General features: G+C 54.0%; 26 protein-coding genes, 1 other RNA gene and 1 pseudogene. 9 read left to right on the forward strand and 19 right to left on the reverse strand.

Features of this window, described 5'->3' with window-relative positions; all coding sequences use genetic code 11:
- Nucleotides 1-44 precede the first annotated feature (44 nt).
- Both L1S32_RS10255 and L1S32_RS10260 read right to left on the reverse strand, forming a co-directional pair.
- Complete coding sequence (locus tag L1S32_RS10255; RefSeq protein WP_278155005.1) at nt 45-674, reverse strand: hypothetical protein; 630 nt, start codon at nt 672-674, stop codon at nt 45-47.
- Nucleotides 675-710: 36 nt separating this feature from the next.
- Nucleotides 711-2,396, reverse strand: a complete 1,686-nt coding sequence (locus L1S32_RS10260; RefSeq protein WP_278155006.1) for a phospholipase D-like domain-containing protein — start codon at nt 2,394-2,396, stop codon at nt 711-713.
- Nucleotides 2,397-2,505: 109 nt separating this feature from the next.
- On the opposite strand from L1S32_RS10260, the gene L1S32_RS10265 reads away from it, so the two are divergent.
- The 3 genes from L1S32_RS10265 to L1S32_RS10275 are packed head-to-tail and all read left to right on the forward strand — an operon-like array spanning nt 2,506 to nt 3,588.
- The gene (locus L1S32_RS10265) at nt 2,506-3,135 is read left to right on the forward strand and encodes a uridylate kinase (protein ID WP_278155007.1); all 630 of its coding nucleotides are present in this window, start codon (nt 2,506-2,508) and stop codon (nt 3,133-3,135) included.
- A 30-nt stretch (nt 3,136-3,165) separates the two neighbouring features.
- Nucleotides 3,166-3,327: a zinc finger domain-containing protein gene (locus L1S32_RS10270; RefSeq protein WP_278155008.1), complete on the forward strand. Its 162-nt coding sequence runs from the start codon at nt 3,166-3,168 to the stop codon at nt 3,325-3,327.
- A gap of 3 nt (nt 3,328-3,330) precedes the next feature.
- The gene (locus L1S32_RS10275; RefSeq protein ID WP_278155009.1) at nt 3,331-3,588 is read left to right on the forward strand and encodes an elongation factor 1-beta; all 258 of its coding nucleotides are present in this window, start codon (nt 3,331-3,333) and stop codon (nt 3,586-3,588) included.
- Between the two features lie 171 nt (nt 3,589-3,759).
- Here the strand turns inward: L1S32_RS10275 and L1S32_RS10280 are convergent, their stop codons facing one another.
- Entirely contained in the window at nt 3,760-4,380 is a 621-nt protein-coding gene (locus L1S32_RS10280) for a VOC family protein (RefSeq protein ID WP_278155010.1), read from the reverse strand.
- 262 nt (nt 4,381-4,642) lie between these two features.
- Between L1S32_RS10280 and L1S32_RS10285 the strand changes: the two genes are divergently transcribed.
- A complete protein-coding gene (locus L1S32_RS10285; RefSeq protein ID WP_278155011.1) occupies nt 4,643-5,059 on the forward strand; it encodes a hypothetical protein in 417 nt (138 codons plus the stop codon).
- 169 nt (nt 5,060-5,228) lie between these two features.
- Here L1S32_RS10285 and L1S32_RS10290 read toward each other — a convergent pair whose 3' ends face one another.
- The 9 genes and pseudogenes from L1S32_RS10290 to L1S32_RS10330 all read right to left on the reverse strand — a co-directional run bounded on the left by L1S32_RS10290 (nt 5,229) and on the right by L1S32_RS10330 (nt 13,517).
- Nucleotides 5,229-6,011, reverse strand: a complete 783-nt coding sequence (locus L1S32_RS10290) for a TIGR01458 family HAD-type hydrolase (RefSeq protein WP_278155012.1) — start codon at nt 6,009-6,011, stop codon at nt 5,229-5,231.
- A 198-nt stretch (nt 6,012-6,209) separates the two neighbouring features.
- Entirely contained in the window at nt 6,210-7,376 is a 1,167-nt protein-coding gene (gene comE / locus L1S32_RS10295) for a sulfopyruvate decarboxylase subunit beta (RefSeq protein ID WP_347403346.1), read from the reverse strand.
- Nucleotides 7,369-8,658: a cysteate synthase gene (locus tag L1S32_RS10300; protein WP_278155013.1), complete on the reverse strand. Its 1,290-nt coding sequence runs from the start codon at nt 8,656-8,658 to the stop codon at nt 7,369-7,371. Before L1S32_RS10300 ends, comE begins: the two co-directional genes overlap by 8 nt.
- Nucleotides 8,659-8,795: 137 nt before the next feature.
- On the reverse strand, nt 8,796-9,413 hold the full coding sequence (locus L1S32_RS10305) for a (Fe-S)-binding protein (RefSeq protein ID WP_278155014.1): 618 nt from the start codon (nt 9,411-9,413) through the stop codon (nt 8,796-8,798).
- A 3-nt stretch (nt 9,414-9,416) separates the two neighbouring features.
- A complete protein-coding gene (locus L1S32_RS10310; RefSeq protein WP_278155015.1) occupies nt 9,417-10,124 on the reverse strand; it encodes a GTP-binding protein in 708 nt (235 codons plus the stop codon).
- Nucleotides 10,121-10,899: pseudogene (locus tag L1S32_RS10315) on the reverse strand (ATP-binding cassette domain-containing protein). The gene L1S32_RS10310 and the pseudogene L1S32_RS10315 overlap by 4 nt, the downstream one beginning before the upstream one ends.
- A 290-nt stretch (nt 10,900-11,189) precedes the next feature.
- Nucleotides 11,190-12,143: a malate dehydrogenase gene (locus L1S32_RS10320; RefSeq protein ID WP_278155016.1), complete on the reverse strand. Its 954-nt coding sequence runs from the start codon at nt 12,141-12,143 to the stop codon at nt 11,190-11,192.
- Between the two features lie 13 nt (nt 12,144-12,156).
- An RNA gene (gene ffs / locus L1S32_RS10325) (signal recognition particle sRNA) lies at nt 12,157-12,470 on the reverse strand.
- Nucleotides 12,471-12,482: 12 nt separating this feature from the next.
- On the reverse strand, nt 12,483-13,517 hold the full coding sequence (locus L1S32_RS10330) for a hypothetical protein (protein ID WP_278155017.1): 1,035 nt from the start codon (nt 13,515-13,517) through the stop codon (nt 12,483-12,485).
- Nucleotides 13,518-13,622: 105 nt separating this feature from the next.
- Here L1S32_RS10330 and L1S32_RS10335 point away from each other — a divergent pair, with 105 nt between their 5' ends.
- Nucleotides 13,623-14,552, forward strand: a complete 930-nt coding sequence (locus L1S32_RS10335) for a metallophosphoesterase (protein WP_278155018.1) — start codon at nt 13,623-13,625, stop codon at nt 14,550-14,552.
- 803 nt (nt 14,553-15,355) lie between these two features.
- On the opposite strand, the gene L1S32_RS10340 is transcribed toward L1S32_RS10335, so the two are convergent.
- The 5 genes from L1S32_RS10340 to cooS form a co-directional block, all read right to left on the reverse strand.
- Nucleotides 15,356-15,868, reverse strand: a complete 513-nt coding sequence (locus L1S32_RS10340; protein WP_278155019.1) for a hypothetical protein — start codon at nt 15,866-15,868, stop codon at nt 15,356-15,358.
- Nucleotides 15,869-16,069: 201 nt separating this feature from the next.
- A complete protein-coding gene (locus L1S32_RS10345; protein WP_278155020.1) occupies nt 16,070-16,375 on the reverse strand; it encodes a hypothetical protein in 306 nt (101 codons plus the stop codon).
- Nucleotides 16,372-17,844 carry an ATP-binding protein gene (locus L1S32_RS10350; protein ID WP_278155021.1) on the reverse strand — a complete coding sequence of 491 codons (1,473 nt, stop codon included), beginning with the start codon at nt 17,842-17,844 and terminating at the stop codon, nt 16,372-16,374. The genes L1S32_RS10345 and L1S32_RS10350 overlap by 4 nt, the downstream gene beginning before the upstream one ends.
- A 73-nt stretch (nt 17,845-17,917) precedes the next feature.
- Nucleotides 17,918-18,847, reverse strand: a complete 930-nt coding sequence (locus L1S32_RS10355; protein ID WP_278155022.1) for a hypothetical protein — start codon at nt 18,845-18,847, stop codon at nt 17,918-17,920.
- Between the two features lie 96 nt (nt 18,848-18,943).
- Nucleotides 18,944-20,845, reverse strand: a complete 1,902-nt coding sequence (cooS, locus tag L1S32_RS10360; protein ID WP_278155023.1) for an anaerobic carbon-monoxide dehydrogenase catalytic subunit — start codon at nt 20,843-20,845, stop codon at nt 18,944-18,946.
- Between the two features lie 307 nt (nt 20,846-21,152).
- Between cooS and L1S32_RS10365 the strand changes: the two genes are divergently transcribed.
- Nucleotides 21,153-21,374 carry a class I SAM-dependent methyltransferase gene (locus tag L1S32_RS10365; protein ID WP_278155024.1) on the forward strand — a complete coding sequence of 74 codons (222 nt, stop codon included), beginning with the start codon at nt 21,153-21,155 and terminating at the stop codon, nt 21,372-21,374.
- A gap of 45 nt (nt 21,375-21,419) precedes the next feature.
- Nucleotides 21,420-21,824, forward strand: a complete 405-nt coding sequence (locus L1S32_RS10370; RefSeq protein WP_278155025.1) for a hypothetical protein — start codon at nt 21,420-21,422, stop codon at nt 21,822-21,824.
- 55 nt (nt 21,825-21,879) lie between these two features.
- Here the strand turns inward: L1S32_RS10370 and L1S32_RS10375 are convergent, their stop codons facing one another.
- The gene (locus tag L1S32_RS10375; protein ID WP_278155026.1) at nt 21,880-22,497 is read right to left on the reverse strand and encodes a TetR/AcrR family transcriptional regulator; all 618 of its coding nucleotides are present in this window, start codon (nt 22,495-22,497) and stop codon (nt 21,880-21,882) included.
- Between the two features lie 99 nt (nt 22,498-22,596).
- Here L1S32_RS10375 and L1S32_RS10380 point away from each other — a divergent pair, with 99 nt between their 5' ends.
- Nucleotides 22,597-22,857, forward strand: coding sequence for a hypothetical protein (locus tag L1S32_RS10380; RefSeq protein WP_278155027.1), 261 nt, complete (start codon nt 22,597-22,599; stop codon nt 22,855-22,857).
- Nucleotides 22,858-22,985: 128 nt separating this feature from the next.
- On the opposite strand, the gene L1S32_RS10385 is transcribed toward L1S32_RS10380, so the two are convergent.
- A complete protein-coding gene (locus L1S32_RS10385) occupies nt 22,986-23,591 on the reverse strand; it encodes a YIP1 family protein (RefSeq protein WP_278155028.1) in 606 nt (201 codons plus the stop codon).
- 340 nt (nt 23,592-23,931) lie between these two features.
- On the opposite strand from L1S32_RS10385, the gene recQ reads away from it, so the two are divergent.
- Nucleotides 23,932-25,767, forward strand: a complete 1,836-nt coding sequence (recQ, locus tag L1S32_RS10390; RefSeq protein ID WP_278155029.1) for a DNA helicase RecQ — start codon at nt 23,932-23,934, stop codon at nt 25,765-25,767.
- The last annotated feature ends 59 nt before the right edge of the window (nt 25,768-25,826 follow it).

Here is a 25,826-nt window from a genome sequence, read left to right on the forward strand (position 1 = left end):
GATTTTGCAGGCTTCGGTGCAGTGCAGAGGGAAAAAGAGGAGATTCAAAGGGCGTTTAGGTCCATCACCGGTTTTATGCTCCCCGGGACCTTCCGGGTGATGGTATAGGGCTCACCCTTCCCGGTCTGCACCTGAATGGAGAATGCCGTATCCGGGGGGAGACCTTCAGAGGGGTAGACGAGAATCGTGAAGATCTCGCCCGGCTCGATGATGAGGTCATTGTCCGCCTGATCTCCTGCAGTGACATGGGTCCGGGATGCAACCGTCCAGTTCGGGCGCTGAAGCGGCATATTGGCAGAATACCGGAGCCCTTCGATGTGCTCTTCTGCAGATATCCGGACGTCAGCATTCTCCATGTCGACCCCTCCCGTCTCCCCTTCCATCAGGCGCAGGGAGAGGGAGACTGCCCCCATTGTCTCCGGACTGGTGGGCCCGTCTGCGACGGTGATGCCTTCGTACGGGCCGCCGTTGTCGGCAAATCCGTATACGTCACCGTCTGATATGAGTGCGTCAGCGGACGCTTGAATGGCATCGGGAATGATGCCCTCGTCGTGATTTGCGGTCATGGGTGAGCCAAGCAGGTAGTGGACGACGATTAAAAGACCGATGACAGCAATGATGCCAACGACAATGTCAGCACCAGTGACGGCATCTGAACGGGAAGGGTTCATCATATCTCTTCTGTTCTCTTCTGGTGTTAAAACCATGTTTTACCATCGCCGGCGCCGGATAAAGTAGCCGATAAAGAGCAGCATGACCACGCCTGCGGCAATCTCCTGCCTGAGGAATGTATCATCGGTCGGCGCTGACAGATTGTCCTGCAGTGGCCCAGCATCCTCCCAGTCTGCATTGAATACTGCGCTGAAATAGGCTCCTGCGTCCGGGTTTTCAATGATGATCCCTGCCTCCCGGTTGAATGAGGGGGAGTTTTCGTTCCAGTTGACCGATGAGATGAGCACTGCATTGCCGTCCACGATGACCCCCTTGTTGTGCACCTTCTCCGGGTATCCGGGGCCGAGGCGGGCGAGGCGTGCCTCCATCGGCAGCCCCTCTGCTGCAGCAGCGGCATTGATGCGTGCGGCCATCTCGTCATTGTCGTTCTCCCCTTCGGTGTTGAACCAGTAGCTGTCGAGAATGATACGTACATGCACCCCCCTTCGGGCGCCCTCTACCGCCGCTTCGAGATACGGGTTGGGGGCCCCGCCTGTCCAGTTGCTGATGTATGCCTGCTGGATGTCAACACTCTTTTTTGCCCCTTCGATGAGTGCCGGGATGAGATAAGCGGTATCCGGGGCGAGGACAGGCGTCACCGTGGCGCCGTCGAATGACTGTGTGCCGAATACGGCCTTGTATCCCTCTCCTCCCTCATCATCCGGAAGGGTGCCGGTGCTGGTATATGCTGCAATGTCACTTCCCGCCGTGTCAGCTGTGAAGATATCTGCGAAGTAGCCTGCCACCCGCGGGTCGGTAATCAGGATCCCCCATCCACGGTTGCCTGTTGTGCCTCTCTCCGGAAATCCGGTCTCCCCGAAGTTCTCTGATGTCACGAGGACTGTTTTTCGGTCGGCGATGAGATACTTGGCGTGGTTGTAGCGGTAGCGGGCGTGGGCGGTATCTGTCGTCTCCATCGTGTATACTGCGGCACCTCTGTCACGGAGGTATCCGGCTACTCCTTTCTCTTCAGCGCTGATGCCTCCGACCGGCCCGCCCTCCAAAAGGATGGTGACACTGGCGCCGTCATTCAGTGCGGCGGCAACGTCAGCGGCGATGCCTGGTGATGTGAATTCATAGACATTGATGAGCAGTTCGGTCTCGGCGAGGGCTATGGCGCTATCGAGTATCTCCCGCGATGTGTCCGGTGATGCAAACACCGTCCCGGAAACGCCGGTAAAAGAGACCGGGACAAACCGGGACTGCCCGATCATCAGCGGGCGGGGGTCCCAGACGCCGTCTTCAAGGAAGTGCACCTGCCCCTCCCGGCAGACGACATCTCCCGGCCAGGTGACCCGGCAGGTCTCCCGCCCGTTCTCCCGGAGGATGACCTCATCACCCCCATTCCCCAGTTTCAGGGTACCGGTGCGGATCAGGTCCGGCACGCCGGGTGCGGAGTCATACCATTCATAATCCGGGTATGCCCCGTGCACCATGCGGTAGGCTTCTGCCTGCTGTGCCAGGATCACATCGCCTGATGCCCGGTCCCCGTCCGGAAACCGGGCGCTCCCCTCCCCGTCTGAGACCGAGACGCCGGTAAGACTGCCGCTCCCTGTGATGACGATGTATTCATCGGCCTCTCCTTTGAACCAGGTGTCCGGGCAGACCTCCGTTATCGTGAATGCGGCGGTCACGGCGCCGCAGCAGAGGAGGCCGAGCGCCAGAAAGAGGGGGAGGATGCGCATATCTGAGAGATGCGCGGGGCGGCAGATACGTGTTGCGAATTGAATCAGCCGGCGCTTCGATTGGCGAACTGCTTATGCCTCAGAATGGTGATGGTTTATCTGAGTACTGATGGAACCGGCAGCAGATAAGAGGCCAGATTGTCTGGTCGTCAAGGCAGGCGGCAGCCTGACAGGAGAGATTCCGGCATTGTATGCGCTTCTTGCATCATCCGGCCGTGACATCCTGATCGTTCCGGGGGGTGGGCTCTTCGCCGATACCGTCCGGCAGAGCGGTGCTGAAGGGACGCCGGCGCACTGGATGGCGGTCTGTGCCATGGAACAGACCGCATGGCTGTGGGTGGCTGCAGGCGCCTGCCCGGTGGACGGGGTGCAGGACCCGGTGCAGGGTGTGGCAGTGCTGCTGCCGTACCGTGTGATGCGGGAGGCCGATCCCCTGCCCCATTCATGGGACGTGACGTCTGATTCCATCGCTGCGTGGGTGGCGTCGAAACGGGATGCGCCACTGCTGCTCCTGAAATCAGTGGACGGCATCTTTTCTGCAGGTGTGCTCTGTGAAACGGTTCCGGAGGGCGTGGAGGCAGGCATCACACCGACAGATGTGGTGGACCCGGCATTTTTCTCCGTTGCCCGTGGATCCGGCATCAGATGGGGCATCGTCAACGGACGCAGGCCGGATCGTATCCGTTCGTTCCTCGGGGGCGGCAGGCCCTCCGGCACCTATTCCAATCCACATCTTTAATAGTTTTGATGTCGAATTAATGAGTTAATTATGGCAACAGAGAAGTGTACCTCCTGTAATGTCCCGCTCGCATCTGAGGGCTGGACAAAGTTCTCCTGCCCCAAATGCGGGCAGATCATATACCGGTGTCATGACTGCCGGCACCAGAGTATTCCATACGAATGCAAGAAATGCGGATTTATGGGGCCCTGAAGCATGGGAGACGTAGCAGTAATCATTAAGATTATGCCCGAGTCACCTGAAGTCGACCTCGTTGCACTGCAGGCATTAATCAAAGAAAAGCTTCCCGGAACACAGGACATGGTTGTCGAGCCTATCGGCTTTGGCCTCTCCAGCCTGAAAGTTGCCATCGTCGTCCCGGACGGCGAAGGGACCACCGAAGAGGCTGAGCAGACACTCCGCGGCCTTGAGGGTGTTGAGTCTGCAGAGATTGTCTCTGTTACCCTGACCTGAGAACAGCAGTTATTGTTCTTATCAATTTTTTTCCCCGTGCTGTATTCGCCTGTTTGGAAGAACGGTATTACGAGGGAATTGTGGGATATTGAAAATTATCCGCTCATACAATAGTCTCTCCATAGGGCGACATATCGGTGCATTGCATCATTCAGTCCGTAGTTGAAATTGTCATTGCTTATGCCTATTTTCCCATGCCGGCATTCCCGCGAGATATGCCCGCACCTTCTCCTCTGCAGCATCCCTCTCCAGATGGTATGATGTCATCATGAACTGCACCATGCCCTCAAAAATGTCATCGTAGCTCTTCAGGCTGCCGTCTTCGTGGGTGCAGTGAGCGCAACAGGGATTCGCCGGATTCCCGCCGCCGAAATCATCCGGTTTACTCATCGGCATCCCACAGCTCATGCATTGCCTGGCTGTCGCCTGTGTGAACGTAAGCTGGTATCCGTCGGGGTCTGTGACGGTAAAATCCCTGACGCCATATGGCTCGTCTTTTATATCTTCTGCGACCCGGACGCCGTTTTCTTTCAGTTCCCAATAATATTCGTCGATATCCCCGTCAATGTGCAGATACAGCATTACGCCGATGCCGAATGTTTCTTCGGCACGGATGCCGTGATCTTTCGCCGGGATGACCATCAGAACCATTCCGTCTTTTGACAGGTCGGCATATTCGGGATTTTCTGCATTAGGGAAGACCATTCCGCAGTGGAATCCGAGTGAGCGAGTATAGAATTCAATTGTTTTCTTCATGTCACGTACAGCAAGCAGGGGAGAGAGATCACCCATTTTTTATTTCCTCCTTTCGGGTATGGCAGAGAATAAGATGCCTGGTATTTATACGGTTTTGCCTGCTGCTTCTGTCCGGCAGAAATGCGGGAAGCCCGTGCAGGATGATTGTCCGGTGCTGGCATGAGGGGGCAGGAAGGAGGTGTTTGTCGCCTGTACCGGTATCATTGTACGGATCATTGCACGGGTTTTGACTTGTTTTGAACCGTATTCCCGGCATCTGACCGCGAATGATTATTTGGGATCACTTTATATTCTGTTTATGCCACCCTATGTCATGGAAGGGGCAGGCGGGAAAGAGGAAGTCCTGTTGGTTGTCTACGATGCAGACAGCGGATTTTTGAGAGAGTTAAAGAATTATGTCCATAAAGCTGTTTCACCGTCAACCCATCGGTGCGTGCTGTGCGGACTAACCTATGGAAGCACGGGCATAAGTCCGGACTGGAAGAAATTTCTGAAGGGCCTGGATATCAGCGTTGAACTTCTGCACCGTGACGAGATGGCTAAAAAATATCCTGCTGCAGGGATCCGGCTTCCGGCTGTGTTCATAAAATCCGGTCCATCCCTGAACCTGGTAATGGGTGCAGGAGAGATCGTATTATGTAAGAATCTGGAGGAGCTGATGGATCTGCTGACGTATAAGCTGAAGCACCGGAATGAAATGAAGACTGTGCAATAATCGTTTGAGTGCACGGTGTCCCTTACTCCTGTAAATCTGACCGTTTAAACACGGATGAAGGTTTTTGTGGATGAACCGGATGCTGCTGCATCCTCCGGGAGGGTTTTTTCAGTTTCATCCGGATTTCAGAATCGAACCTTGTGCCGAAGAATTGTGATATGTGTCTCTGTCACAGAATCGAACTGATAATCTCAGGCAGCTCCCGCACCGAACCGATTGTCCTGTAGGGTACAATGCCGCTTTGTTCAACCCGGTGACGATCGTATTTCCCGGTTTGGACAAGGATTCCTTTTATACCCGTTCTCTGTGCCCCTCCGATATCGGTTTGAATGTCATCTCCGACCATCAATGCCTCAGAAGGGGTAATCTTCATCGATTCAAGTGCCTTTTCAAAAAATGCCGGCGAAGGTTTTCCGATAAGGCGGGCCGATACTCCGCCTGCATATTCAAGTCCGTATACAAACGGCCCTGCAGAGAGGGACAGTCCGTCGGTATCCATCCAGTAGCGATCCTTTTCGAGAGCAAAAAACGATGCGCCGTTTACAAGTAGCCTGAATGCGGTATTGAGGGAGGCATAGTCAAAATAATTCCCTGCATCACCCACCACAACGGCATCGGCACCGGAAATCGTATGTGTGATTCCATCAACCAGTAAATCCCTTTTTACATCGCTCTCTGTCAGGAAGAAGCATTGCTGCATCTTCTTTTCCTTTAATATGGAAACAAGGGCCGCTGCCGGGGTGAATATGAACTCTTCGGGTATGTCGAGTCCGTACCGGTTCAGTTTGTCAGAGATGGATGCACGGGATTTCCGTGTGGTATTTGAGATGCACCGGAACGGGATCTCATTCTCGTTCAGAAACCTTAGTGTATCCCCGGCCCCGGGAATCGGAGAATCGCCGGTATACAGGACGCCGTCAATATCAAGAAGCACTCCTTTTATGCTCGTCATTTATATCCCTCCCTTCCTGAAACCTGACTCCGGAAGAATCCGTATGCGATGTATGGACTTTGCCTCTATACTACTTCAATGACGGTGGGACAGCCATCCCTTTTTCGCTGTGACAGAAAGCCGTATGTCTCCAGTGGAATTCATCCCTCAGACTCCTTCTGAAGCCGAAATGCCTTCCTGTCTCCCCACAGACGGATCTCAAACCCCATCCACCGAACCCATGAACCGCTCCTTAATCTCAGCCGGTGAGAGGGGGATGTTCTTTACGTCGGCATTGCCGGGCTTCAGGAGGACATGAATGAAGCATGGGCCCCTTCCTCTGGTTTGGAATGCACGTGTCAGTTCATCTGCGGTGTGCACCTTGCAGGTGGTGGTAAGCCCTGCTGCAATGGCATACAGTTCCATATCAACGCCGCTCCAGGCATGGGTCATCTGGTTGCCGGTGCTCCCGAATGCCCCGTTGTCAAGGCATATGATGGTCAGGTTTGCGGGTTTTTCTGCAGCTATTACCGGAAGAATCGCTGTCCCGAGGAGGCTTCCGTCTCCGTCAAGAACAACAACATCGCGTTCGGTGCCAAGGCTGATGCCGAACCCGAGCGGTGATGCCTGCGTGTAGCTTCCGAGCATGTAGAAGTTTTTTGGCCTGTCCGATGCGGCGTAGAGCTCCTTTCCCGGCACACCGATGTTTGATACGACCAGTTCATCATCCAGGAGGCCCGCAACGGCCCTGATGGCGTCCGCCCGTGCCATCACCGGCTCCGGTATCGTGCGGGTGTACCGGAATGCCACATCCCGCGTGCGGGCAGGAAACTCTGATTTGTTCAGTGAACAGCGGTCGCATTCCCAGACCCGGGGTGAGAGCAATGCCACATGCGGGCGGGACCGGGTATATGCATCCCGGATCACATCCCTGATTCGGTCGAGTTCAGATGGGTGGGAGATGATAGTGTATGGAATGCCCAGCACGTCGAGCAGACCCGGGATGTGGCTGTTAAAGGGCACCTGTGCTGCGATCTGCTCCTGGTAAACCCCCCGCCAGCTGGCGAGGATGGGCAGCGGAAGGCGGTAGAACATGGTCAGGGACATCATGGCATTGAGCATATTCCCCAGACCTGAACTCTGGATGTGCACCACCGGCTTTTTCCCGGTGAGGCAGAGGCCTGCACACAGCCCGACCGCGTCCTCCTCCCGGAGAATTGTAATCGTCTTTGCAGACTGCTCCAGGAGGGAGCAGAGCTCCTTTGTCCGGTCACACGGGAGGACGACTGTCATGTCAATTCCCTCATCCGAGAGGATTTCAAGCACCCGCTCTTCAGGCAGAGGGTTACCATGCCTGTTTTTTTTATCCCGTGGTATTTCAGGCATGGATTCTCCGCAGATGGGTGTTCACCCAGGCTTCAAGGTCGCCTCTGATCGCGTCCATTGTCTCTCCCGTCTTCACCCGGAACAGGGGTTCCACCGGGAACTGCTGTTTATCTTCACGCACGCGGCGGTACCCGCCGCCGGTGATGTTGAGCAGAACACAGTCGTCCTTTCCGACAGTGCCTGCCTCTACGGCCCGGATGAGGGAGGCCACGCAGACAGACGCCGCCGGGTCGAGGTCAATCTCCTCTGTGTCAACGAATATCTTCTCCGCCTCTCTGGCTGCGGCATTGGTAATCGCGTCCATTGTCCCGTTCGTTGCAAAGAGGGCATCATAGACGCCGCCTTTGACGGAGTACGGCGGCTCCCGGTTGGTCAGGACATCGGCATAGACCTGACTGACAGCATGGCGGGCATCCGGCATATCTCTTTCAGGGATGATGTCCCGTCTCCCGTCCTGCCATGCGTGGGTCATCGGTACAAATGGTTCGTTCTGAGACAGCTGCAGGCGCGGCAGGGTCGTTCCAAACCGTCCGTCGCCAATCAGGCGCATCGCCGCTTCCCATGCGGCAATGCCGCCTGTTCCACTCCCGACCGCCTGGAAATAGACATCCGGCAGCCGCCCTGCCGTCACAGCGCCGTCAAGCATCACGGTCCCCATGCCATCCCGGCGGGCGACATTCCGTGCACCGCCCTCTGCGACAACCCCGGGAAGGTGGCAGACTGCATTGCCGAAATTGATTGAATCGGTATAGTCACCTTCCACCGTAATCAGGCAGACATGTTCGGTGGGTGCGGTTGTCCAGAGCCTTTCTGCCGATGACTCCGGCACTACGACAACCACCGGGGCGCCGCTGAGCGCTGATACCTGACAGAACGCCCGTCCGGTGTTTCCTGCCGAGGAGATCTGGAGGATCCCGTGTCCCTTCTCTCTCATCCGGACGGTGGTGGGCAGTGCCTCCAGCTCCTTGAACGAACAGGACTCGATGTGTGCACCCCGCTCCGGCCAGTAGCCGGAAAAACCGATATACAGATTGGAGAGCCCCAGTTCACGCGCCAGTGCTTCGCTTTTGTATGTGACGGGGCCCGCATCAGACGGCAGATGACTCTCTACCGGAAGCCACTCGGAGTATCTGAATATCCCCAGATAACTCTGGATCTGCAGGTGCCTTTTCTGGTAGTATGCCCTGATAAGCCCGGTGCACCCGGCAGGGCAGTTATTCGTATACCGGTCAGGGATGATTCTTCCGCAGTCCGGGCATTTAAGGACATATTTTTCCGTCATATTACTCGCCTCTTAATATTTCCGTTTCACATTCTGGCTTTTGTTCAGAGCATTCGTCATCCGCTCGCCTCATTTCTGCCTGCATCGTTCAAAAACTCCCGGATTCCTTTGCTTTGTCCTGGCTCCTGCTGCCGCTCTCACAGGCGTATGTCCTCCACCCTGATGTGCATCCCCGATGCCTTGTTCAGGATCATATTTACGACACCTGTGTGCCCCAGATACATCATACAGAACCCCGGCAGAAATTTATGTCTTTTGCCGAACACCGGTTCGTGGTTTACCGTTTTTGCAATCCCCTCAAAACCGGCGATGTGGTATGCCTCGAGATCCCGGTATTCCCGCCCACGCGAGAACTGCGGGCCAACCACATGGGTGGTGATGACACCGCTGACGGGGGACGCGTCAATCACTCTTAATACATGCTGCACCGGACACCCGGCCCCCATCGGTCTGCCAACCACGATGTCCCCTTCTGCTATTTCCCATCTTTCGACAAGATCCGGCCGAAACGGGACAATTATTTTCCGTGCGGATATCTCACCCGGCAGGGGTTCAAGGATGAAATCATACGGTTCACCATGAATATCAGAACCGTTGTACACCGTTTCATGGGGGTGGCTCTTTCCAGCGAAACTCTGCCTGAAAAACGGGCAGTCCTCATTGAATTTTGTTCCCTCTTCGACCTGTTTCAGAAAGTCCGCACAGGTCTTCGCACCGCATGCGGCGCAGTCTTTTCCCGGGGGGGTCCAGTCCATATGCTAATCCCCCCGGTAGAGGTAATCCGCCCCGTCCAGTTTTCTGACCACACCGAAATGCTTCTGCCACCCGATATCGGTCTTGCCGATACAGATTGTGCACACACCCAGCGGCGGTGCCCCCCTGAGGGTGATTGCTTCAGGGCTGGTGATATCGGGGCACTCTTCAATTGCACGGAGCAGATACCGCATCCCGGTCCCCTGCACGGCATTTGTTTCGATGATGTCAATGTCCCTGTTCACCTCCCGTATCCGTTCACGGAACACCTCTTTTTCTGCCTGTGATACGAGATCTGTCCGGGTTACGACCGCCATGTCGGCAAGGGCTATCATGGGCGCCATCTTGAGCGGGGTGTTGATGCCGTTGACCGCACTGGTCACGACGATGCCCAGTGACTGGGTGGTATAGGGTGAACACCTCAGGCAGAGTCCGGCACTCTCGACAATAAGGATGTCTGCTGCTTCCTCCTCTGCCCATTCAATAGCGTCGTTCATGACCATGACACCTGCATGATCCGGACAGAGGTCTCCTGAGTAGACCTTCTTTGTCGGGATGCCAAACTCCCGGTTCAGCTCCTCATCCTCAAATGCCCGTGTGACATCAATCTTCAGATACGCGATGGTGTGCAGATTGCCGGTATTTCTGATGATCTGTTTTACAACGGCAGTCTTGCCGCAGGATGGCGGCCCGGCAATGATGATCAGTTTCATGTGAATCCCTGGTCAGAGATCATTTCTCCTGCACGAATCTGTTCACGCATCCGGTACAGGACCCTGTCAAGTTCGATCACCTGTTGAAGTGCCATATTTTCTCTTCCGTTCGGTTCAAGAACGTTCGTGACCGCACCGTTTTTCATGACGATACGCCGATCGGACATAAGGGATACCATCGGGTCATGGGTGACAAAAATGAGTGCTTTGTGATATGCTTTGAGTGTCTCAATGACCCGGTCTTTGAATATCCCTGCATTTTCGACCTCATCCAGAAGGATTATCGGGGTATTACTGATTATTATCGCATCTGCCACCATGAGGGATCTGGTCTGCCCTCCTGAGAGTGCAGTCATCTTCACGTCAGGATGGATTTTTTCGCCGGTGAACTCATTGGCAAGGTCAATGGTCTTCCCGATACGTTCGGTTTCAGCAATTCCCCGTGACCTGATGTGCATTTCCAGAAATTCATGCACCTTCAGGTCTGCAAGGCATTTTGTATTCTGGGTTATCAGTGCCACCGGTTTTTTTGCAGGATCGCGTATGTAGTCTTCCGGCGGATGTGTTCCGTTTACCAGTACGGTTCTCCCGGTAACCGTATCGTTTCCGGAAAAATTTCAATGTCCGTTATGAACGCACTCTTTCCCGAGCCGGTCGGTCCGACAATTGACAGGGTATCACCCGGGCGAATGATTATTTCATCAAAGTTTTCCGGTTCTCCGGACCTGTTCTTCCCGGGCAGGATGGTGATCTCCTCAATAGCCTCAGAGTTCATATCATTCATTACGTGCAGCGCAGGTATTATAATTATCCAATATTGTGCAGAAATGTTGCCAAAAACGTCAAAACAGGTGTGGGAAATTTCCACATGTGGAGAAATTATGTCGATTGTGCCGGGTAATCTCCCGTATCTCTAATTGCCATTGATACCGCCAAACTGTGATATATATGTTATTTGAGCTGCCTGTATCCGGTTTTCATGCGTCAGATGGCCCGGGCCAGAGAAGAGCTGCACGTTCCTGTGGGAATCGTATCAAAATAAAATAAAATTAAATGAAACAGCCTTCAGCAGTTCCCTTCCAGCCGTTCAAGGACGTCCTGGGTGATGGCACGGATTTTATCCACCGATTTCCGGAATCCCTCCACCTCTGAATCACTGATGGTAATGGCAAGGGTTTTTGCGCCGTTTCTGTCCAGCCGGACAGGGGTGCCGATGCAGACATCGCCGATATTGTGGATCTCGCTGCTGATGAAGGTGGAAACCGTGAGGATTCTCTTTTCATCTCCGAGAATGGTGCCTACGATGGTTGCGATTGCGTCTCCCGGCCCGTAGACTGTTGCACCAATACGGCGGATGATGGCCGAACCGGCGTTCATCACGTTGTACATGATACGCTCTTCGGGGAGGTCTTTAAATTCAGGGAGATTCTGGATGGAGATGCCACCGATGGTGGTCGCCGACCATAACGGTACCATCGAGTCGCCATGTTCACCGATGATACGGGTATGAACTTCACTTACATGCACATCGAAGTATTTGGCAATATTCCATTTGAGGCGCATTGAGTCCAGATGCGTCCCGAGGCCGATGACCTGGTTTGGCTTCATTCCTGAGTATTTCAGTGCCACAGCGGTCATTACGTCAACCGGGTTTGAGATGATGAATAAAATCGCCTTTGGTGCGTACCACCCGACCATGGCCGCAATTTCAGAGATCATCCGTGCATTCTCGTGGGCAAGGTCAATTCTGTCCTGGCCTTCCTTTCGCGGAACACCGGATGTCACGATGATGATATCAGACCCCTCAAGGTCTTTTGGGATACAGGAAAATTTTACGTCTGCCTGGCTGCCGCGTGCGGCAAACGAGTCATGCAGATCACAGGCGAGGCCGTGCAGCACTTCTTCCTTGCCCGGCCGTCCAAAAAGCAGCAGATCACTGACATAGGGAATATTCGAGACTGCATGTGCAGTATAACGGCCGACATTGCCGCTTGCTCCGATGATTGCGACTTTTGCCATAAAATATACCAGAATAGGGACATATCCAGGGTAGACAATACGTGCCTGCCGTATTCTGACATCCCATCCTCCACCCCGCACCCCCATGGGCGCCAAATGTTCACGGTAAGCCTGCTCCCTTCCGGGCCTCGGCCGGTCTCCGCGACAAGGGGCAGAATATTCCCTCCGGAATACCCCAATCCCCGCCATTGACCTCATAGGACAAGGCTTCGCAGTCAGGAATGGCAGCTTCAGACAGATCGCCAAAGCCGTCCCCGGACTATCACCCCCCGCATATCGGCGGTTTCAGGTAACAGGTGACGCCTAACCACCCGGGCTAGTCCCCGTATAGTGTTGATCTTATGGAATAAAAACCTCGCCGCCGATTTCGTTCTTCCACTGGCGGACGACATCTGCCATACGGGCCCGGTTTTCCTTGCCAAAGAGGTCGATTACCGTGAGGTCGACTTTCTCCGGGAGGACTGCAAAGAGGCGGTGCAGGTCTCCCCACCAGACTTCATAGTGCGTGCCGTCTCCGAAGGCATCGGCCACTTTCAGGGGCTCTGTTCTGACGGGCGCCTCCTGCAGGTCTTTGTAGGCGATATGCATATCCACTCTCTCCAGACCGAGTGCCTCCTGGTTGATGTCCAGGTTGACGGCCGCCCAGTATGCCGCATATCCCCATGCATCGTTCATGATGACCCGGGGAATGCCGTACTGACCTGCGGTGATGCTGAGTGTGCCCACGCCGCAGGCCGCATCAACGAAGACCCCAGGTTCATGGCGTATTACTTCTGTCGCCGTTGCAACCAGTTTTGGGTCAAACCCCCGGGGATATTCAATGTGGGCACAGGACTGCTGCATAAAGACGGTGACCGGCGTCTCCCCGGTCTCAAAGATATTGGCCCTGACGTCGCACCCGGCACGCAGGGTGTTGGTGTGGTATTCCGGGATGGTGCCGTCCATTTCAGCGATCCCGGGGACTGCTCCGCTGTCGTGCACCACTCCTTTGACTTCCGGGATCTCTGCTGCAATACGGTCTGCTGCCTCCTGCATAACCGAACGGGAGAGAAATACCATGGAGGAGAGGCCGAGATGGGGCGGTTCGGTGAGTGCCACTCCCGGGTGGATGAGCGGGATGCCTGCTGCCATAACGGGAGCAGTGGCAGGGAGATCGCCTTGTTCTGCCATGATGGTCCAGCAGTCTGCCACCACCTCGTCCAGCGGCCTTCTCCCGCATGCCGTACATGGCGCTCTTCTGCGAAATGACGGGGGTGAGCGTTTATCGAGAATGGTGTCCCTGCATGAAGGACAGGGGAGAAAGCTTCCTTCGCGCTGGCGGATAATTTCTGCTGCTTTTTCAAGGCAGGGGCCGCCACAAACCGGGCATTTCATTATTCAGGTATTTGTCTGCCGTTCCTGATAATGGTTGGCGGAACGGGATTCGTGGTACAAAACCGAATTCTTTATATCTGGCTCTCAAACAAGGGTACAGATTTCATGAAAGACCGGCTCAAAACGTATACACCGCATCTGTACGCCACGGTGTTTGGCCTCGTCCTCCTGACTGGTATGGGGGGCTACATGGTATATGAAGGACAATCGGCCGAAATTACGGTCATTGAGATGGAGGGCGCACCCAATGATATCGTCTTTATCGCCGATCCCCATCTGAAGAGCGGAAATCTGGCATTTATGCATTCGGTGGCGGAGGAGATCAATGCCCTGAATGCCTCACTGGTCCTCATCGGGGGGGATTTTGTCACCAGTGACGAGGATGATCTCACATACCAGAACGTATGGGCCGAAATTGATGCGCCGGTCTATGCAGTGCTTGGCAATCATGATTACAAGGCAGGCGTCCACGGGCTGAACGGGCCTGCAAAGATGCTTGCGATGCAGGAGGCAGACCTGTCGGTGGACGGGTATGATGTCTCCATGCTGCAGGATGACCCGCTTATTGACCTGGCATATGGAGCGGATGTCGCCGCAGCCCTCGAAGACGCCGGTGTTCATGTGATGCAGAATGAGTATGAACTGCTGAGCCTCGGGGGAACAGAGCTGATGCTTGTCGGTGTGGATGATGCCTGGGCAGGCAGGGCCGACCCGCCCGCAGTCCCGGAGACGGATGTCTTCACAATATATATGATTCATGAGCCCGGAGCACGGGCGGACTGGGACGCGGACCTCATCCTCTCCGGTCACCTGCACGGCGGACAGTTCAGTGCACCAGGACTGGAGCTCATTAAGGACGCAGGAATATTTGATATTCAGGGATTCTGTACACAGGGTGAAACACCTGCGTTCATCACCCGTGGCATCGGGTCGTCCAGCATGATTGAACAGGACCTCCGGTTCGGCACGCCGCCGGAGATTGTGGTGATCAATCCGTCTGTCCCGATTGACGGGGCGGATGTAATGCGAGCTTAAAGGTCACCGAATATGCGGGTTGCTCTTTCTCCGGCAGCTGCGGTATGTCATATCATTCTCTTTCTTTTTTGGCAGAGTTCCGGGTTCTGCAGCAAAGCATTTTTTATTGATTCCAAAATCTCTCTAAAAAAAGCATTTACAGCTCTGCGGGACGGAGATCTGCCGGCAGCAACAGTACTTCTCCTTTGATCGTATCATGTATCATGCATGGCCGGCCGGGTGAGATGTCTGGCTGAAACCCGACGATTTGGATGACTATGCAGATGAAAACAGGCATACGGGAGATGGGTGCGATGTGTCAAGTTCCACTCTTCCACCTCGTTTCCACCTAAATTGGGCAAAAAGTGGAAACAAAACAATGAGCATATTGGGGTTTATTCTTGTAAAGAGGGTTTTGTATAGATATATGTACAGATGTTACAGGAGTTTTCCACCCAAATCAGATATCATTCAGCGATTTGGTTTCCTGTGCGGATGGTAGTGGGGGTATGTGTGATCCTGTGGAAAGTGGAAATGAAATTGAGAAATCGCCTCTCCGCCATAAGATGTCTGTTTCATTAGCATATATGGCTCTAAATGAGTGGAAAACAAAGTGGGAATGAGTGGAAAAGTGGAAACAAAGAAGGCAGGAAACCCCCCTCCTCCCTGCATTCCCGACCTCCCGGGACTGTGAGCGTTCATCCGTCTCTCTGGGGCACTGCATATGATAGATCTACCAGTCGTATTCTTTGCCCGTTTGTATGTATCAGGATTTAAGCATCACCAGATCATCGGAAAATCCGTTCTGCATGAGGTCAAGTCGCTCATGATGGCGGGTGACCGTGGTCCCGGATATATAGGGGATATCGAAGGGAAAGAGCGCAGGGTCGTTTTGCAGTAATACGGCCCCGGAGTTTGAGCTCCTTGAGTATCAGTCCGGCTTCGATGGTCTTTCCCAGCCCGACCTCATCGGCGAGCAGGTAACGGATACTCTCATTTTCCAGAGCACGGGTCAGGGCGGTGATCTGGTGGGGGAGGGGGATGACCCGGGATGCGAGCGGGGCGAGGAGCATACCGTCCGGTGCTGCGGGTTCTGCGAGGAGGTCTGCGATGCGGGCGGCGGTTGCGAGGTAGCGGATGTGATAAGATGTGACTTCGTCTGCTCTGGTGGCTTCAATGGGTATGATGGTCTCTTTGGGCACGGTGACGACGGTATCGTTTGTCTGGAGCCAGATCCGGCAGGTGACGCTCCCCCATAGCTCCTGCTCTTCAAGGAGTCTGCAGGGGGACTGGTGAGTGGTGCTGTAGAGCCATTCGTCGGTATTCTCAGAATTCATGGGAGGTATCCGCGACTGGTATGGTATTCGGTGGTATGGTTTCGGTGTGGGTGTTCATGCACAAAAAACGTATGCGTATCAGGCGAAATCAGGGTTTTTCCCGGTATGGCGCATGGATGACTGTTTGCATCCGTTGATGACTGCTCTTTCGAAAATCACTTCCTGTGAAGGCTGCCGCGATCGTTTTGGTCTTTCTCGTCGTCATTCGTCACCACAGGAAAATAGCGCATGTAACCGTGATTTGAGCTCCCTGCCACCCTTTGTCAGGTTCTCATCATCTTCTCTCAGATACTCGTCACGGAGAAAGAGGACGCCATGTTCGATTTCCCGCATCGCATCATACAGAGTCTCTGCCGTCCCGAGGAGATGGTATTTTTCATTTGAGAGGATGAATTCGTTTTCCTCTGCATCCCAGAGGGCATCGATTACGAGTGGTTCTGCGAGGTCAATCGGGTCTTCATCTGTGTCGGAGGGAATTCTGGCGAGAGGAATGGACTGCTGTATCATTGGTTTCCATCACTCTCTTCGATCAGTTCAAAAATATCATAAAAAATGTGCCCTTTTTCCGAAAGAACTGCCCTGTCAGTGGCACTCATATCCTTCGCCACAATTCCGGTAATCACGTCGCGGGTTTTCTCGTCACCGGAAATGGTCGTTTCAGGGCAGGCTGTATCAAAGAAACCCGGAATAAGGCTGAGCTTATTCTCAAGTTTCCTGAGAACCAAAAGGGCATCTTCTGCACTCAGAGTCCTGCTTTTAACCTCAATTGCAACGGGAATCTTTGATGTGCCAGTTGCGATAAAATCAATCTCATCTCCTCTTCTGTTCCACCACCCTCCGGTCATCTCATATCCCCTGGAAAAACGGTTTAGAAGCAGAATTCTCGACAGGTCCTCAAATACACGGCCGGAATAGGACTGCCACTCTTTATGTACAAGATGTTCAATGGTGCTGTTATCCCTGCCGCTTATGAAACTGCTCATATTCGGATAGATGAAATATGCATAAAATCCGAAAAAATTGTCTTTCAGCACATATCTGCCTTTCTTGGAGTGTCCATGTTTCTCAGTTGCAGGAATCCGGTACTCAACGATTCCTAAGAGATGAATAAGATTGTTGAGATAGACTGTGAGAGATCCCGGTGCGATATGGGTCATATCTGCGATCTCTTTCTGGGTTGATCTGCCCCGTGCAAGTGCGGATATTATCTCGTAGTATGTCGGGTGGAGGCGGCCGAATTCCTCAACAAGTACATCTTTTACTTCATCTTTGAGGGGCCCGAATTCATCAAAAACGAGACTTTTCAGGGCTGAATCAAAACTATTGCACCCATATTTTTCAGCAAGCCGGTAATAATAGATCATCCCCCCAAAAAGAAGATACAGCTTTAGCTTCTCTTCCCTGTCATGTATACCAATATTCTCAAGATATGTCCAGATCCCGGCCGGTGAAAACGGTTTCAGGGTCAAAATGGTGTCGGCCCGCTTAAAGAGTGGTGCGCCCCCCTCAAGGAATATTTTGTTCATCATTCCCACCGAAGATCCGGAGGTGATAATAAACAGTCTGGAGGACTCTCCCATCATATCCCATTTGTTCTGTAATTGCGTAATAAAGGCAGGATAGATGTCATTGAATCTCTGGAATTCATCGAAGACAATTATGAGGTCCTCACGACAGGAGAACAGAAAATCAAGAAGGTCTTCGGGCGTGGTTATTTTTACGTAGCCGGGAAGGTCAAGGGTATCAGTGATTTGATGATAAAAGTCCTGAATCAGGATATCAATCGTCTTATTGTTGTCAACAAAGAAGTACAGCGACTTCTTATCTTTGATAAATTCCCGGATAAGCGACGTCTTGCCAACCCGCCGTCTTCCAGTGATCACAACCATGCCGGGCAGTTTCTTATATAATTTCTGCAGGAGTTGGATTTCCTTTTCCCTGCCATAGAAGACCATAATGATTATAGTTATAATCATTATGAATATAATTATTTTCTACCGAGGGGTATTCGTTGTGCGGGTGCCGGTGTACGAAACCACAGGAATCCCATCACTTCACCAACCCTATAAAATCCAAAAATCCCTCAACCCCCACATCCCCGCGTGCATACGCATCATGCCACCGTTCCGGGACCGGATAATCCCGATACAGCTCCTCCCGTCGTGCCTCAAGGAGAAGCGGCTCTTTTCCCATGAACTCAGCGGCAGAAACCACATTCCCCCCTGCCTCTTCTGAGAGCTTCTCTGCCCACCGGCATCCGGCGTGCGATCGCAAAACGTGATGGTCGAGGATGAGGGTGCCACACCCTTCGGCAGCATTGAGGGCATTTGTCCAGGCCTCGGTGCGTTCCTTTTCCGTCAGACGCAGGAGGTAGAGCGGCGGGCCGGATGCGATCACCACGTCCGGTTTCCATGCACGGATGATAGTCACTGCCTCCCGGTTGAGCATCTGGATGTCAGAGGCATGGACAAACGTCCGCCCTTCGTCCCGGATGCAGGTCATCATCACCTTTCTCAGGTGGGATCGTGGTGAACCATGGGGCACGGGGACAGAGAATGAAAGGATGCCTTCACTGGTGCCGTCTGCATCCGGAAGCGGGTGGCCGAGGTGGTTTTCGATTGCCTCCCTGCGGTGGAGGGAATGGAATGAGAGGGATGCCGTCCCACGGCACCAGAAACGGGTGCCTTCAAGGGAGGGAATGTGGTTCAGGGAAATCTGGTAGGGGTTGGCGTCTGCGAGCGGCACGTGATCGCCGTGATAGTGGCTGAAAATAATGTCGGTCGCCTCAGGCATGGCGGCGAGGATCTTCTTCCGCACAACGGCGCCCACCGCCACCTGGCAGGGGTGGGGCAGATGGCCGTGGCGGAGATAGCCGAGTGCTACCCCCGGGTCGATAAGAATTCGCCGGTCGCCTGCTGTCACCATGCAGGAGAGGCCCCGTACCCCGAGGGATTCGGTGCCGATGACCGTAATCTCCATTGGTTTTTCCTGTGGGGCCGGGATGCATAATGCTTCTGATGGGGGACCAACAGAAAAAAAGTGCGGATTTTGAGTATGTGAGTGAATATGTTCGGGTTATATGCCCAGTTTTGTCCGGTTCGCTTCGATATGTGCAAGAATGCCGTCAGCTGCCTTCTCTGCGTCCGGTTCGACACTGAGGAGGCCTCCTGTGACATCTTTCAGATCCTCTGTCAGGAGTTTCACGAGGTTCGGCCCGCCGGTGACCGTGGGAATCGGGTTGACGTAGGTATACAGGCCGAATGCCAGTGCAAAGATGGCATCGATGGTGGCCTTCTGCTCCATATACTCAGGGGCCGCCGCAGCGACGGGCAGGTCGGCCACCGGCACCCCGCCGAGAGCGTCAGATACCGTTGCAATCAGGTCAGCACACCTGCCCGTGTCCGTGCAGGTCCCGTATGAGAGGACCGGCGGGATGCCCAGCGACTCGCAGACACCCCGGAGCCCGCCGCCTGCCTTTGCCGCAGCCTCAGGAGAGCAGAGTCCCGCAACCTGCATCGCAGCGTTGCCGCAGCCCATCGAGAGGACGAGCAGGTTCCGTTTGATAAGCGCCTCCGCGACTGCGACCGAGTGGACATCCTGACCGGAGTCACGCAGGGTGGTGCAGGAGACCAGCCCCACAATCCCCCGGATGGTGCCGTCTTTGATGAGACTGAGGAGCGGGTCAAGCGACCCCCCGAGGGCTGCTGTGATACTCTCCGGGGAGAATCCGACCACCGCCTCGCGGGTGGGAAGGCCGGTGACCGGTGTCACCTCCCGCCGCCGGACGGGATAGTTTTCAATCCCCATGGCGAGAATCTTCTCCGCCTGTTCCCGTGCCTCTGCGGGCACATAGTTCAGGCGTTCGTCAATTCCCTCAAAGGCCACCAGATCAGAGACCGGCAGCAGGCGGAACCGGTATTTTTCGGCATACACCGGGTCCAGGGGCAGGGAACAGTTCATATCCGCGACAAAGACATCCACCGTGCCTGTTGCAAGGACTGCCTCCTGCATGATCCAGTTGCCGGTATAGCCCCAGAAGACCTCATCGGTCTTCCAGCGCTGGATCATCTCCTGCCCGGTCTCGATGTTGGCGATGATGCGGATCCCTTTTGCCCCCGCATCCTGTGCCTTCTTCTGCCATGCCGGATTGCGTGCCGCCTCGATGAGAGCGAACCCGAGGAAGGGTTCATGGCCGTTCGGGAGAATGTTCACGTAATCCGGGTCAAGCACCCCCAGATCAACCTTCACGGTGTGAGGTTCGGGAATCCCGAAGAGCACATCCTGCAGGTATTCGCAGACGATCTGGCTCTGATATGCCATTGCAACGGAGAGGCGCATCGCCTTGAGGGCGAGGCTCACATAGGAACTGTCCACATTCGTGAGGCATGAACCGGTGGCATTCATGATCTCCGGATGGACGCCGCCCGGAAAGATCCCGAGCTTTGCCCAAGTCTCCTGCCGTTCCGGCGGGGCCAGGAGGCGGACAATTTCGCTGGGTTCGGTGACCGGGCGGGAGAAGTCTTTCTCCACCATGTCACAGATCCGGAGTGCCACCTCTTCTTCGGTCCCGTCCGGCGACAGCCCGAGGCGTCCCGCGAAATTCCTGAGTTTTTCCGGGGATGCAATGGTAAATGAGGTATTTCCTTTGGCAGTTTCCCTGAGTGTTTTCACCGTTTTATCGGTGTGGTAATGATACGTGGCGGTCCCCATCACATTGCGCAAAAGCATCATGCGCATCGCCATTGCATCTGCACTGATACCGCAGACCCCCCGTTTGTCCTTCGTTGCATCCGCCCGGCAGGGCCCGTTTGAGCAGAGGTCACAGCGTGCGCCAGCCGTGCAGAAGGCGCATCGGGTGTCAGGACTCCCGAATCCCTGTGCTTCATAGCGGTCCCAGACATTGCTCATCCCGTCTTCCTGCAGGCGTTTGTACATCTGCACGACGGACTCGTGATATGATATCCTGTTCTTCTCCATATGGTCCACTCCCCCAAGAGTGGTATGAGGCCTAATCATCCTGGTATGGTAAATAGATAGTGCACTATCTGGTGGCACCCGGAGGAAGATTGAAAGGATGCCGGGGGAACAGAGTAGTATCCAAAAGTACTTTCCTACACGTGAATCAGGAGCAGGGCTGGAATGACAAAGCACCAGTATGTCCATGGATATGGCAAAGAGGACTCTGAACGACTCGTGAAGCAGTCAGAGGCACTGGAAGAGATACTTCATGCTGATGAGGATTTCCCGGCAGGCACACAGATTCTTGAGGCGGGATGTGGTGTCGGTGCGCAGACAGTGTTCCTCGCCCACCGGTTTTTCGGAGGCAGAGATTCTCTCGGTGGATATTTCAGAGACCTATCTTGCGCAGGCCGAGGAGCGCGTGCGGGCCTGCGGCTACACGAATGTCACCTTCCGCCACGCCGATCTTGCAGCAACCGACCTGCCGCCGGAGAGTGCGGACCATATCTTTGTCTGTTTTGTGCTCGAGCATATCCCCGAACCGTAGGCGGCGCTGAAAAACCTTTATCGTGCCCTGCGGCCGGGCGGGTCGGTGACGGTCATCGAGGGGGATCACGGGTCTGTTATCTTCCATCCCGAAAGCCCGGCCGCCCGGCATGTGGTGGACTGCCTGATCGAACTCCAGCACCAGAGCGGAGGTGACGGAAATATCGGGCGGCGCCTCTACCCCATGCTCACGGATGCCGGGTTTTCCCGCGTCACCGTGACACCCGCACCCGTATCCGTGGATGCGGGCCACCCCGAACTGGTGGAAGGGTTCACGGAAAAAATATTCATCGCAATGGTGGAGGCCTCCCGTGAGGCGGCGTTCCGGGCCGGCCTTTCAGATCCTGTTCGCTGGAAAGCGGGGATCGCCGCACTCCGGCGTACAAAGGAGCCGGACGGCACGTTGTATTATTCCTTCTTTAAGGCGAATGCGATAAAAAAACGACGCTAAAATAATGGGGACCGATCCTCCTCTGTGCGTTTCGCTCCTGTCAAAGAGAATGCGTTCAGGTATTTTCTGCTTCGGTGCTTTCTTCGGCATCCGCAATGCCGAGAATGCGAAGGACTGCTTCTGTCCAGATCTCCCGGATCTCCGGTTCTTCGATACCGGTTGTGGCAAGATTCTGCACGCCCATGCAGACTGCCTGAATCATCCGTGTGCACCTGACCGGATCACGTGACGGGTCGATGATTCCCCGCTTCTGCTGGTCGCGAATAAATGCTTCAATGGCATTGCCAAGTTCTGTCCGCATGGCGGTTACCATATCTGCGATCTCCGGGTTTTGGCTGGCAAGTGAGAAGAATTCAATCATTACATTTCTTCTTCCGATGATGACGATCTTTACGGTTCTCTCGTATATGTTGCTGATTGAGGTCTGGAGATCTTCATCCGGTGCATGGGCGGTGGCCTCACTGAACTGCCGGATGATGCACTGCAGAACTTCATGGGTGATTTCATGCTTGTTTTTGAAGTACAGGTATAGTGTCCCCTTCGAGATGCCCAGACGGGCGGCGATGTCCTCCATTCTGACAGACAGATATCCGTTCTCCGTTGCCTCGTGATAGGCAGCCCGGAGAATCTTCTGGCGCACTTCATCTTTGTATTCCGGCATCACTTTCGGCATCTGGACTTCCTGAAGTAAGTATTGTCCCTTAGAATGGAAATAATGAACTGAGGTTCAGTTATATTTATCAGGTAGGATAATGAATGGGTATTCATAAAAATGAACGACAATTCATTATGTGCCGGACAACCCTCATATCAGAATGGATGTCCCGGATATCTGAGCGATGAAATCCGAAAAATGGTGGCCGGATGCATTGATGAGTATTGTGGCGAGGGGGCATCTCTTATGATATTCCAGTCTCCGGAGACGTTTGGCACGGCCCCCCTCTGGGAGGACGCCGGGATTTCTCCCCCTCAGGAGATTGCCCTGCTGATTGAACTGCTCCACCGCGCCTCCCTGCGGGCGGGAGACGGGTAAGAGTTCAGCAACGGTGGGTGGAGAGGGATAATTCAGGATTGTGTATGCCTCAGATGAGAGGGAAATCAGGTTAACGTTCCATCTGGCGGGAAAACCGGGCTGAGGTTTTTCCTCAGCTTATTTCTGTTTTAATAATATGCGGTGACCGGAGTGACAGCCACGAGTGCCGCAAGGAAGAAGAAGGCAAGAACCGCAATGAGGATTGCCGGCAGAAATACTGCGACAAAAGCCCGTGTAGTGGAGATTTCGTGCAGTTCTTTTATTGCGAGAATTTCGAGTGCAAGTGACCAGAACCCGGCGAGGATGCCGATGAAGGGAATCCAGCCAAAAAGCAGGTTCGGGGTGACAGAGTAGATGACGGCCCGTACGGTGGTGGTGAGCCCCTTCCTCCCGCCGGCAATCCAGACGAAGATATGGAGAAGGATGCCTCCGATGAAGAGCGCGATGACGCCGAAGATGATGATGAATACGATGGATGCAATGACCATCCAGAGGGTGCCCAATGCAGCGAGTCCGCTTATCCCAATGGGCCCCATTCCGGCTTCGGCACCTGCCAGTCCTCCGACCATGCCCATGAAAAGTCCAAGCATAAGTCCGGTCAGTACCCCGTAGATGACGAGGAAGATGATGAAATATTGCAGTGCGTCCCCAAGGCTCTCATCCCGGTGGGCAATCAGTGTCTGTGTAGGGTCGAGAAGAAATCCTTTTACGTTATCAATAAATCCGGTTGACATGGAATTTTTCACCTGCTGTTCTGTTTTGGTTTGAGGGGCAAAAAGCTATTTCTCCCACCGGCTTCCGGCCGCACCAGACCGGATCGCGGGGTGCTTCGGGTTCCTGTATGACCGTCCGGATGAAAAGAATGTTTTGGGCAGACAGCCCTTTCACAAAAGAGTCGGTTTACTGGATTGGGTATTCAGCATTTTATCCCTGTGTTCTGAAGGGGACTTTCCCCCCGGTGAGCACCAAAATGGCGTATTCGGGGAGTATTTTTCAGGATTCGGTCGTGATTAAAATTAGATCGGATCCGATCTGATATAATTCCCGGCACTAAAACACTATTCAGGTACTGCGATGTCATTGTATGATACCCTCAGGGATTACTGGGGATACACCTCGTTTCTTCCCCAGCAGGCTGAGGCGATATCAGCTATTCATCTGAATCAGGATGTCCTTTTATTGAAGGCGACGGGGGGAGGGAAGTCCCTCTGCTACCAGATCCTCCCGGTTCACGAAAAAAAACTGGGAGTTGTGGTCTCTCCCTTAATCTCCCTGATGAAGGATCAGGTCGATGATCTCAGGCAGAAAGGCATCCGTGCAGCAACATTAAACAGTGAATCCACACCCGATGAGAATAGGGCGACCGAACAGGCCCTCCGGGACGGGAGGGTCAATTTGCTCTATGTCTCCCCCGAACGGTTTGTCAGCGATCGCTTTATCAGACTTCTCAAAGACCTTCCGCTCTCCCTCGTTGCGGTGGATGAAGCCCACTGCATCTCCCGTTGGGGGCATGATTTCCGGCCGGAATACCGGAAACTCCGGATGATAAAAGATACCTGGCCGGATGTGCCGGTCATCGCAGTGACGGCCACCGCCACCCGTGAGGTAAAAGACGATATCGTCCGGCAGCTGCACCTGAAGAACCCGTGTGTGCTTGTCGGCTCATTTAACCGGACAAATCTCTCTTATGAGATTCGTGAATCCGGGAATCCGAAACGGGCTATTACAAAATATCTGGATGCCCACCGTGATGAGTCAGGCATCATCTACTGCTTTTCCCGGAAGAGCACGGAGGAGCTCGCCCTTCATCTGCAGGGAGAAGGATACTCATCTCTTCCGTACCATGCAGGCCTGCCGGAAGATATCCGGAGGAAAACCCAGGAATCGTTTGTAAGGGATGAGACACGGGTAATCTGTGCGACGGTTGCCTTTGGGATGGGTATCGATAAACCCGATATCCGGTTTGTTCTGCATTATGAACTGCCCAAAGACATTGAATCATACTATCAGGAGACCGGACGGGCGGGGAGGGATGGCATGCCCGGTGAGTGTATTCTGTTCTATGACCGGGACGATCTGGCAAAACAACTCTGGCTCATCAACAAATCTGATGCCGGTGAAGAGTATAAAGAAGTTCAGAAGCAGAAAATCTATACTCTGACCCGTTTTTGTGAATCCCCGGTATGCAGGAGGCATACTCTCCTGAACTATTTTGGTGAGAAATTCACCGAAACAAACTGCGGAATGTGCGACAACTGCCGAAAGGATACCGGGAAAGTTGATGCAGGGGCATATGCACGAAAAATATTCCTCTGTGTCAGGGAATTCAACGGACAAATAGGGCAGAGACGGATTGTGAATATTCTCTGTGGTAAGAAGAGCAGAGAGTTTGAAGGTCCGCATTCGCAAAAACCAGGATCATTTGGTTCTCTTATGGAAGTCTCAGAGAATCAGGCGAATGAGTGGGTTGAGGACCTCATTTTTCAGGGGTATATCAAACGATCCGGCCGGAAATATCCTGTTCTCTCCCTGACGGAAGATGGGTGGAAGTATCTTCGTGCGCAGAAGGATTCCCCGGTTTTCCTCAGTAAACCAAAATTGAGCGGGAAAATATTGCATGGTGCACAGAAACGGGACCTCTCGGGCGTCAGGTTCAATCAGTCCCTCTTTTCCCTCCTCAGGATACAAAGGGATGACGTTGCACGGCGTGCCGGAATTCCGAAATATATGATCTTCACCGACCCGTCGCTAATTGAGATGGCAGTCCACTATCCCCGGACAAAGGAGGAGTTCCTGAAGATAAAAGGCGTTGGTCTCGCTAAATGGGATGCATATGGCGATCTCTTCACGATGGTCATCTCCAAATTCTGTGCTGCTAATGACATTTCCGGTGTGGATGATGCCCGGTAGGGGGGGAGGAATGGTGGGGGGCCCTGCTCATGGGTTATCAGAATCTATCGGTCTGCAGT

The sequence above is a fragment of the Methanogenium sp. S4BF genome, assembly GCF_029633965.1.
Taxonomy (GTDB): Archaea; Halobacteriota; Methanomicrobia; order Methanomicrobiales; family Methanomicrobiaceae; genus Methanogenium.

Excerpts from the sequence above, each read along its gene's own strand:
- L1S32_RS10255 (WP_278155005.1), bottom strand. The coding sequence starts at position 674 with ATGATGAACCCTTCCCGTTCAGATGCCGTCACTGGTGCTGACATTGTC.
- L1S32_RS10260 (WP_278155006.1), bottom strand. The coding sequence starts at position 2,396 with ATGCGCATCCTCCCCCTCTTTCTGGCGCTCGGCCTCCTCTGCTGCGGC.
- L1S32_RS10265 (WP_278155007.1), top strand. The coding sequence starts at position 2,506 with ATGGAACCGGCAGCAGATAAGAGGCCAGATTGTCTGGTCGTCAAGGCA.
- L1S32_RS10270 (WP_278155008.1), top strand. The coding sequence starts at position 3,166 with ATGGCAACAGAGAAGTGTACCTCCTGTAATGTCCCGCTCGCATCTGAG.
- L1S32_RS10275 (WP_278155009.1), top strand. The coding sequence starts at position 3,331 with ATGGGAGACGTAGCAGTAATCATTAAGATTATGCCCGAGTCACCTGAA.
- L1S32_RS10280 (WP_278155010.1), bottom strand. The coding sequence starts at position 4,380 with ATGGGTGATCTCTCTCCCCTGCTTGCTGTACGTGACATGAAGAAAACA.
- L1S32_RS10285 (WP_278155011.1), top strand. The coding sequence starts at position 4,643 with ATGCCACCCTATGTCATGGAAGGGGCAGGCGGGAAAGAGGAAGTCCTG.
- L1S32_RS10290 (WP_278155012.1), bottom strand. The coding sequence starts at position 6,011 with ATGACGAGCATAAAAGGAGTGCTTCTTGATATTGACGGCGTCCTGTAT.
- comE (WP_347403346.1), bottom strand. The coding sequence starts at position 7,376 with ATGCCTGAAATACCACGGGATAAAAAAAACAGGCATGGTAACCCTCTG.
- L1S32_RS10300 (WP_278155013.1), bottom strand. The coding sequence starts at position 8,658 with ATGACGGAAAAATATGTCCTTAAATGCCCGGACTGCGGAAGAATCATC.
- L1S32_RS10305 (WP_278155014.1), bottom strand. The coding sequence starts at position 9,413 with ATGGACTGGACCCCCCCGGGAAAAGACTGCGCCGCATGCGGTGCGAAG.
- L1S32_RS10310 (WP_278155015.1), bottom strand. The coding sequence starts at position 10,124 with ATGAAACTGATCATCATTGCCGGGCCGCCATCCTGCGGCAAGACTGCC.
- L1S32_RS10320 (WP_278155016.1), bottom strand. The coding sequence starts at position 12,143 with ATGGCAAAAGTCGCAATCATCGGAGCAAGCGGCAATGTCGGCCGTTAT.
- L1S32_RS10330 (WP_278155017.1), bottom strand. The coding sequence starts at position 13,517 with ATGAAATGCCCGGTTTGTGGCGGCCCCTGCCTTGAAAAAGCAGCAGAA.
- L1S32_RS10335 (WP_278155018.1), top strand. The coding sequence starts at position 13,623 with ATGAAAGACCGGCTCAAAACGTATACACCGCATCTGTACGCCACGGTG.
- L1S32_RS10340 (WP_278155019.1), bottom strand. The coding sequence starts at position 15,868 with ATGAATTCTGAGAATACCGACGAATGGCTCTACAGCACCACTCACCAG.
- L1S32_RS10345 (WP_278155020.1), bottom strand. The coding sequence starts at position 16,375 with ATGATACAGCAGTCCATTCCTCTCGCCAGAATTCCCTCCGACACAGAT.
- L1S32_RS10350 (WP_278155021.1), bottom strand. The coding sequence starts at position 17,844 with ATGATTATAACTATAATCATTATGGTCTTCTATGGCAGGGAAAAGGAA.
- L1S32_RS10355 (WP_278155022.1), bottom strand. The coding sequence starts at position 18,847 with ATGGAGATTACGGTCATCGGCACCGAATCCCTCGGGGTACGGGGCCTC.
- cooS (WP_278155023.1), bottom strand. The coding sequence starts at position 20,845 with ATGGAGAAGAACAGGATATCATATCACGAGTCCGTCGTGCAGATGTAC.
- L1S32_RS10375 (WP_278155026.1), bottom strand. The coding sequence starts at position 22,497 with ATGCCGAAAGTGATGCCGGAATACAAAGATGAAGTGCGCCAGAAGATT.
- L1S32_RS10380 (WP_278155027.1), top strand. The coding sequence starts at position 22,597 with ATGAACGACAATTCATTATGTGCCGGACAACCCTCATATCAGAATGGA.
- L1S32_RS10385 (WP_278155028.1), bottom strand. The coding sequence starts at position 23,591 with ATGTCAACCGGATTTATTGATAACGTAAAAGGATTTCTTCTCGACCCT.
- recQ (WP_278155029.1), top strand. The coding sequence starts at position 23,932 with ATGTCATTGTATGATACCCTCAGGGATTACTGGGGATACACCTCGTTT.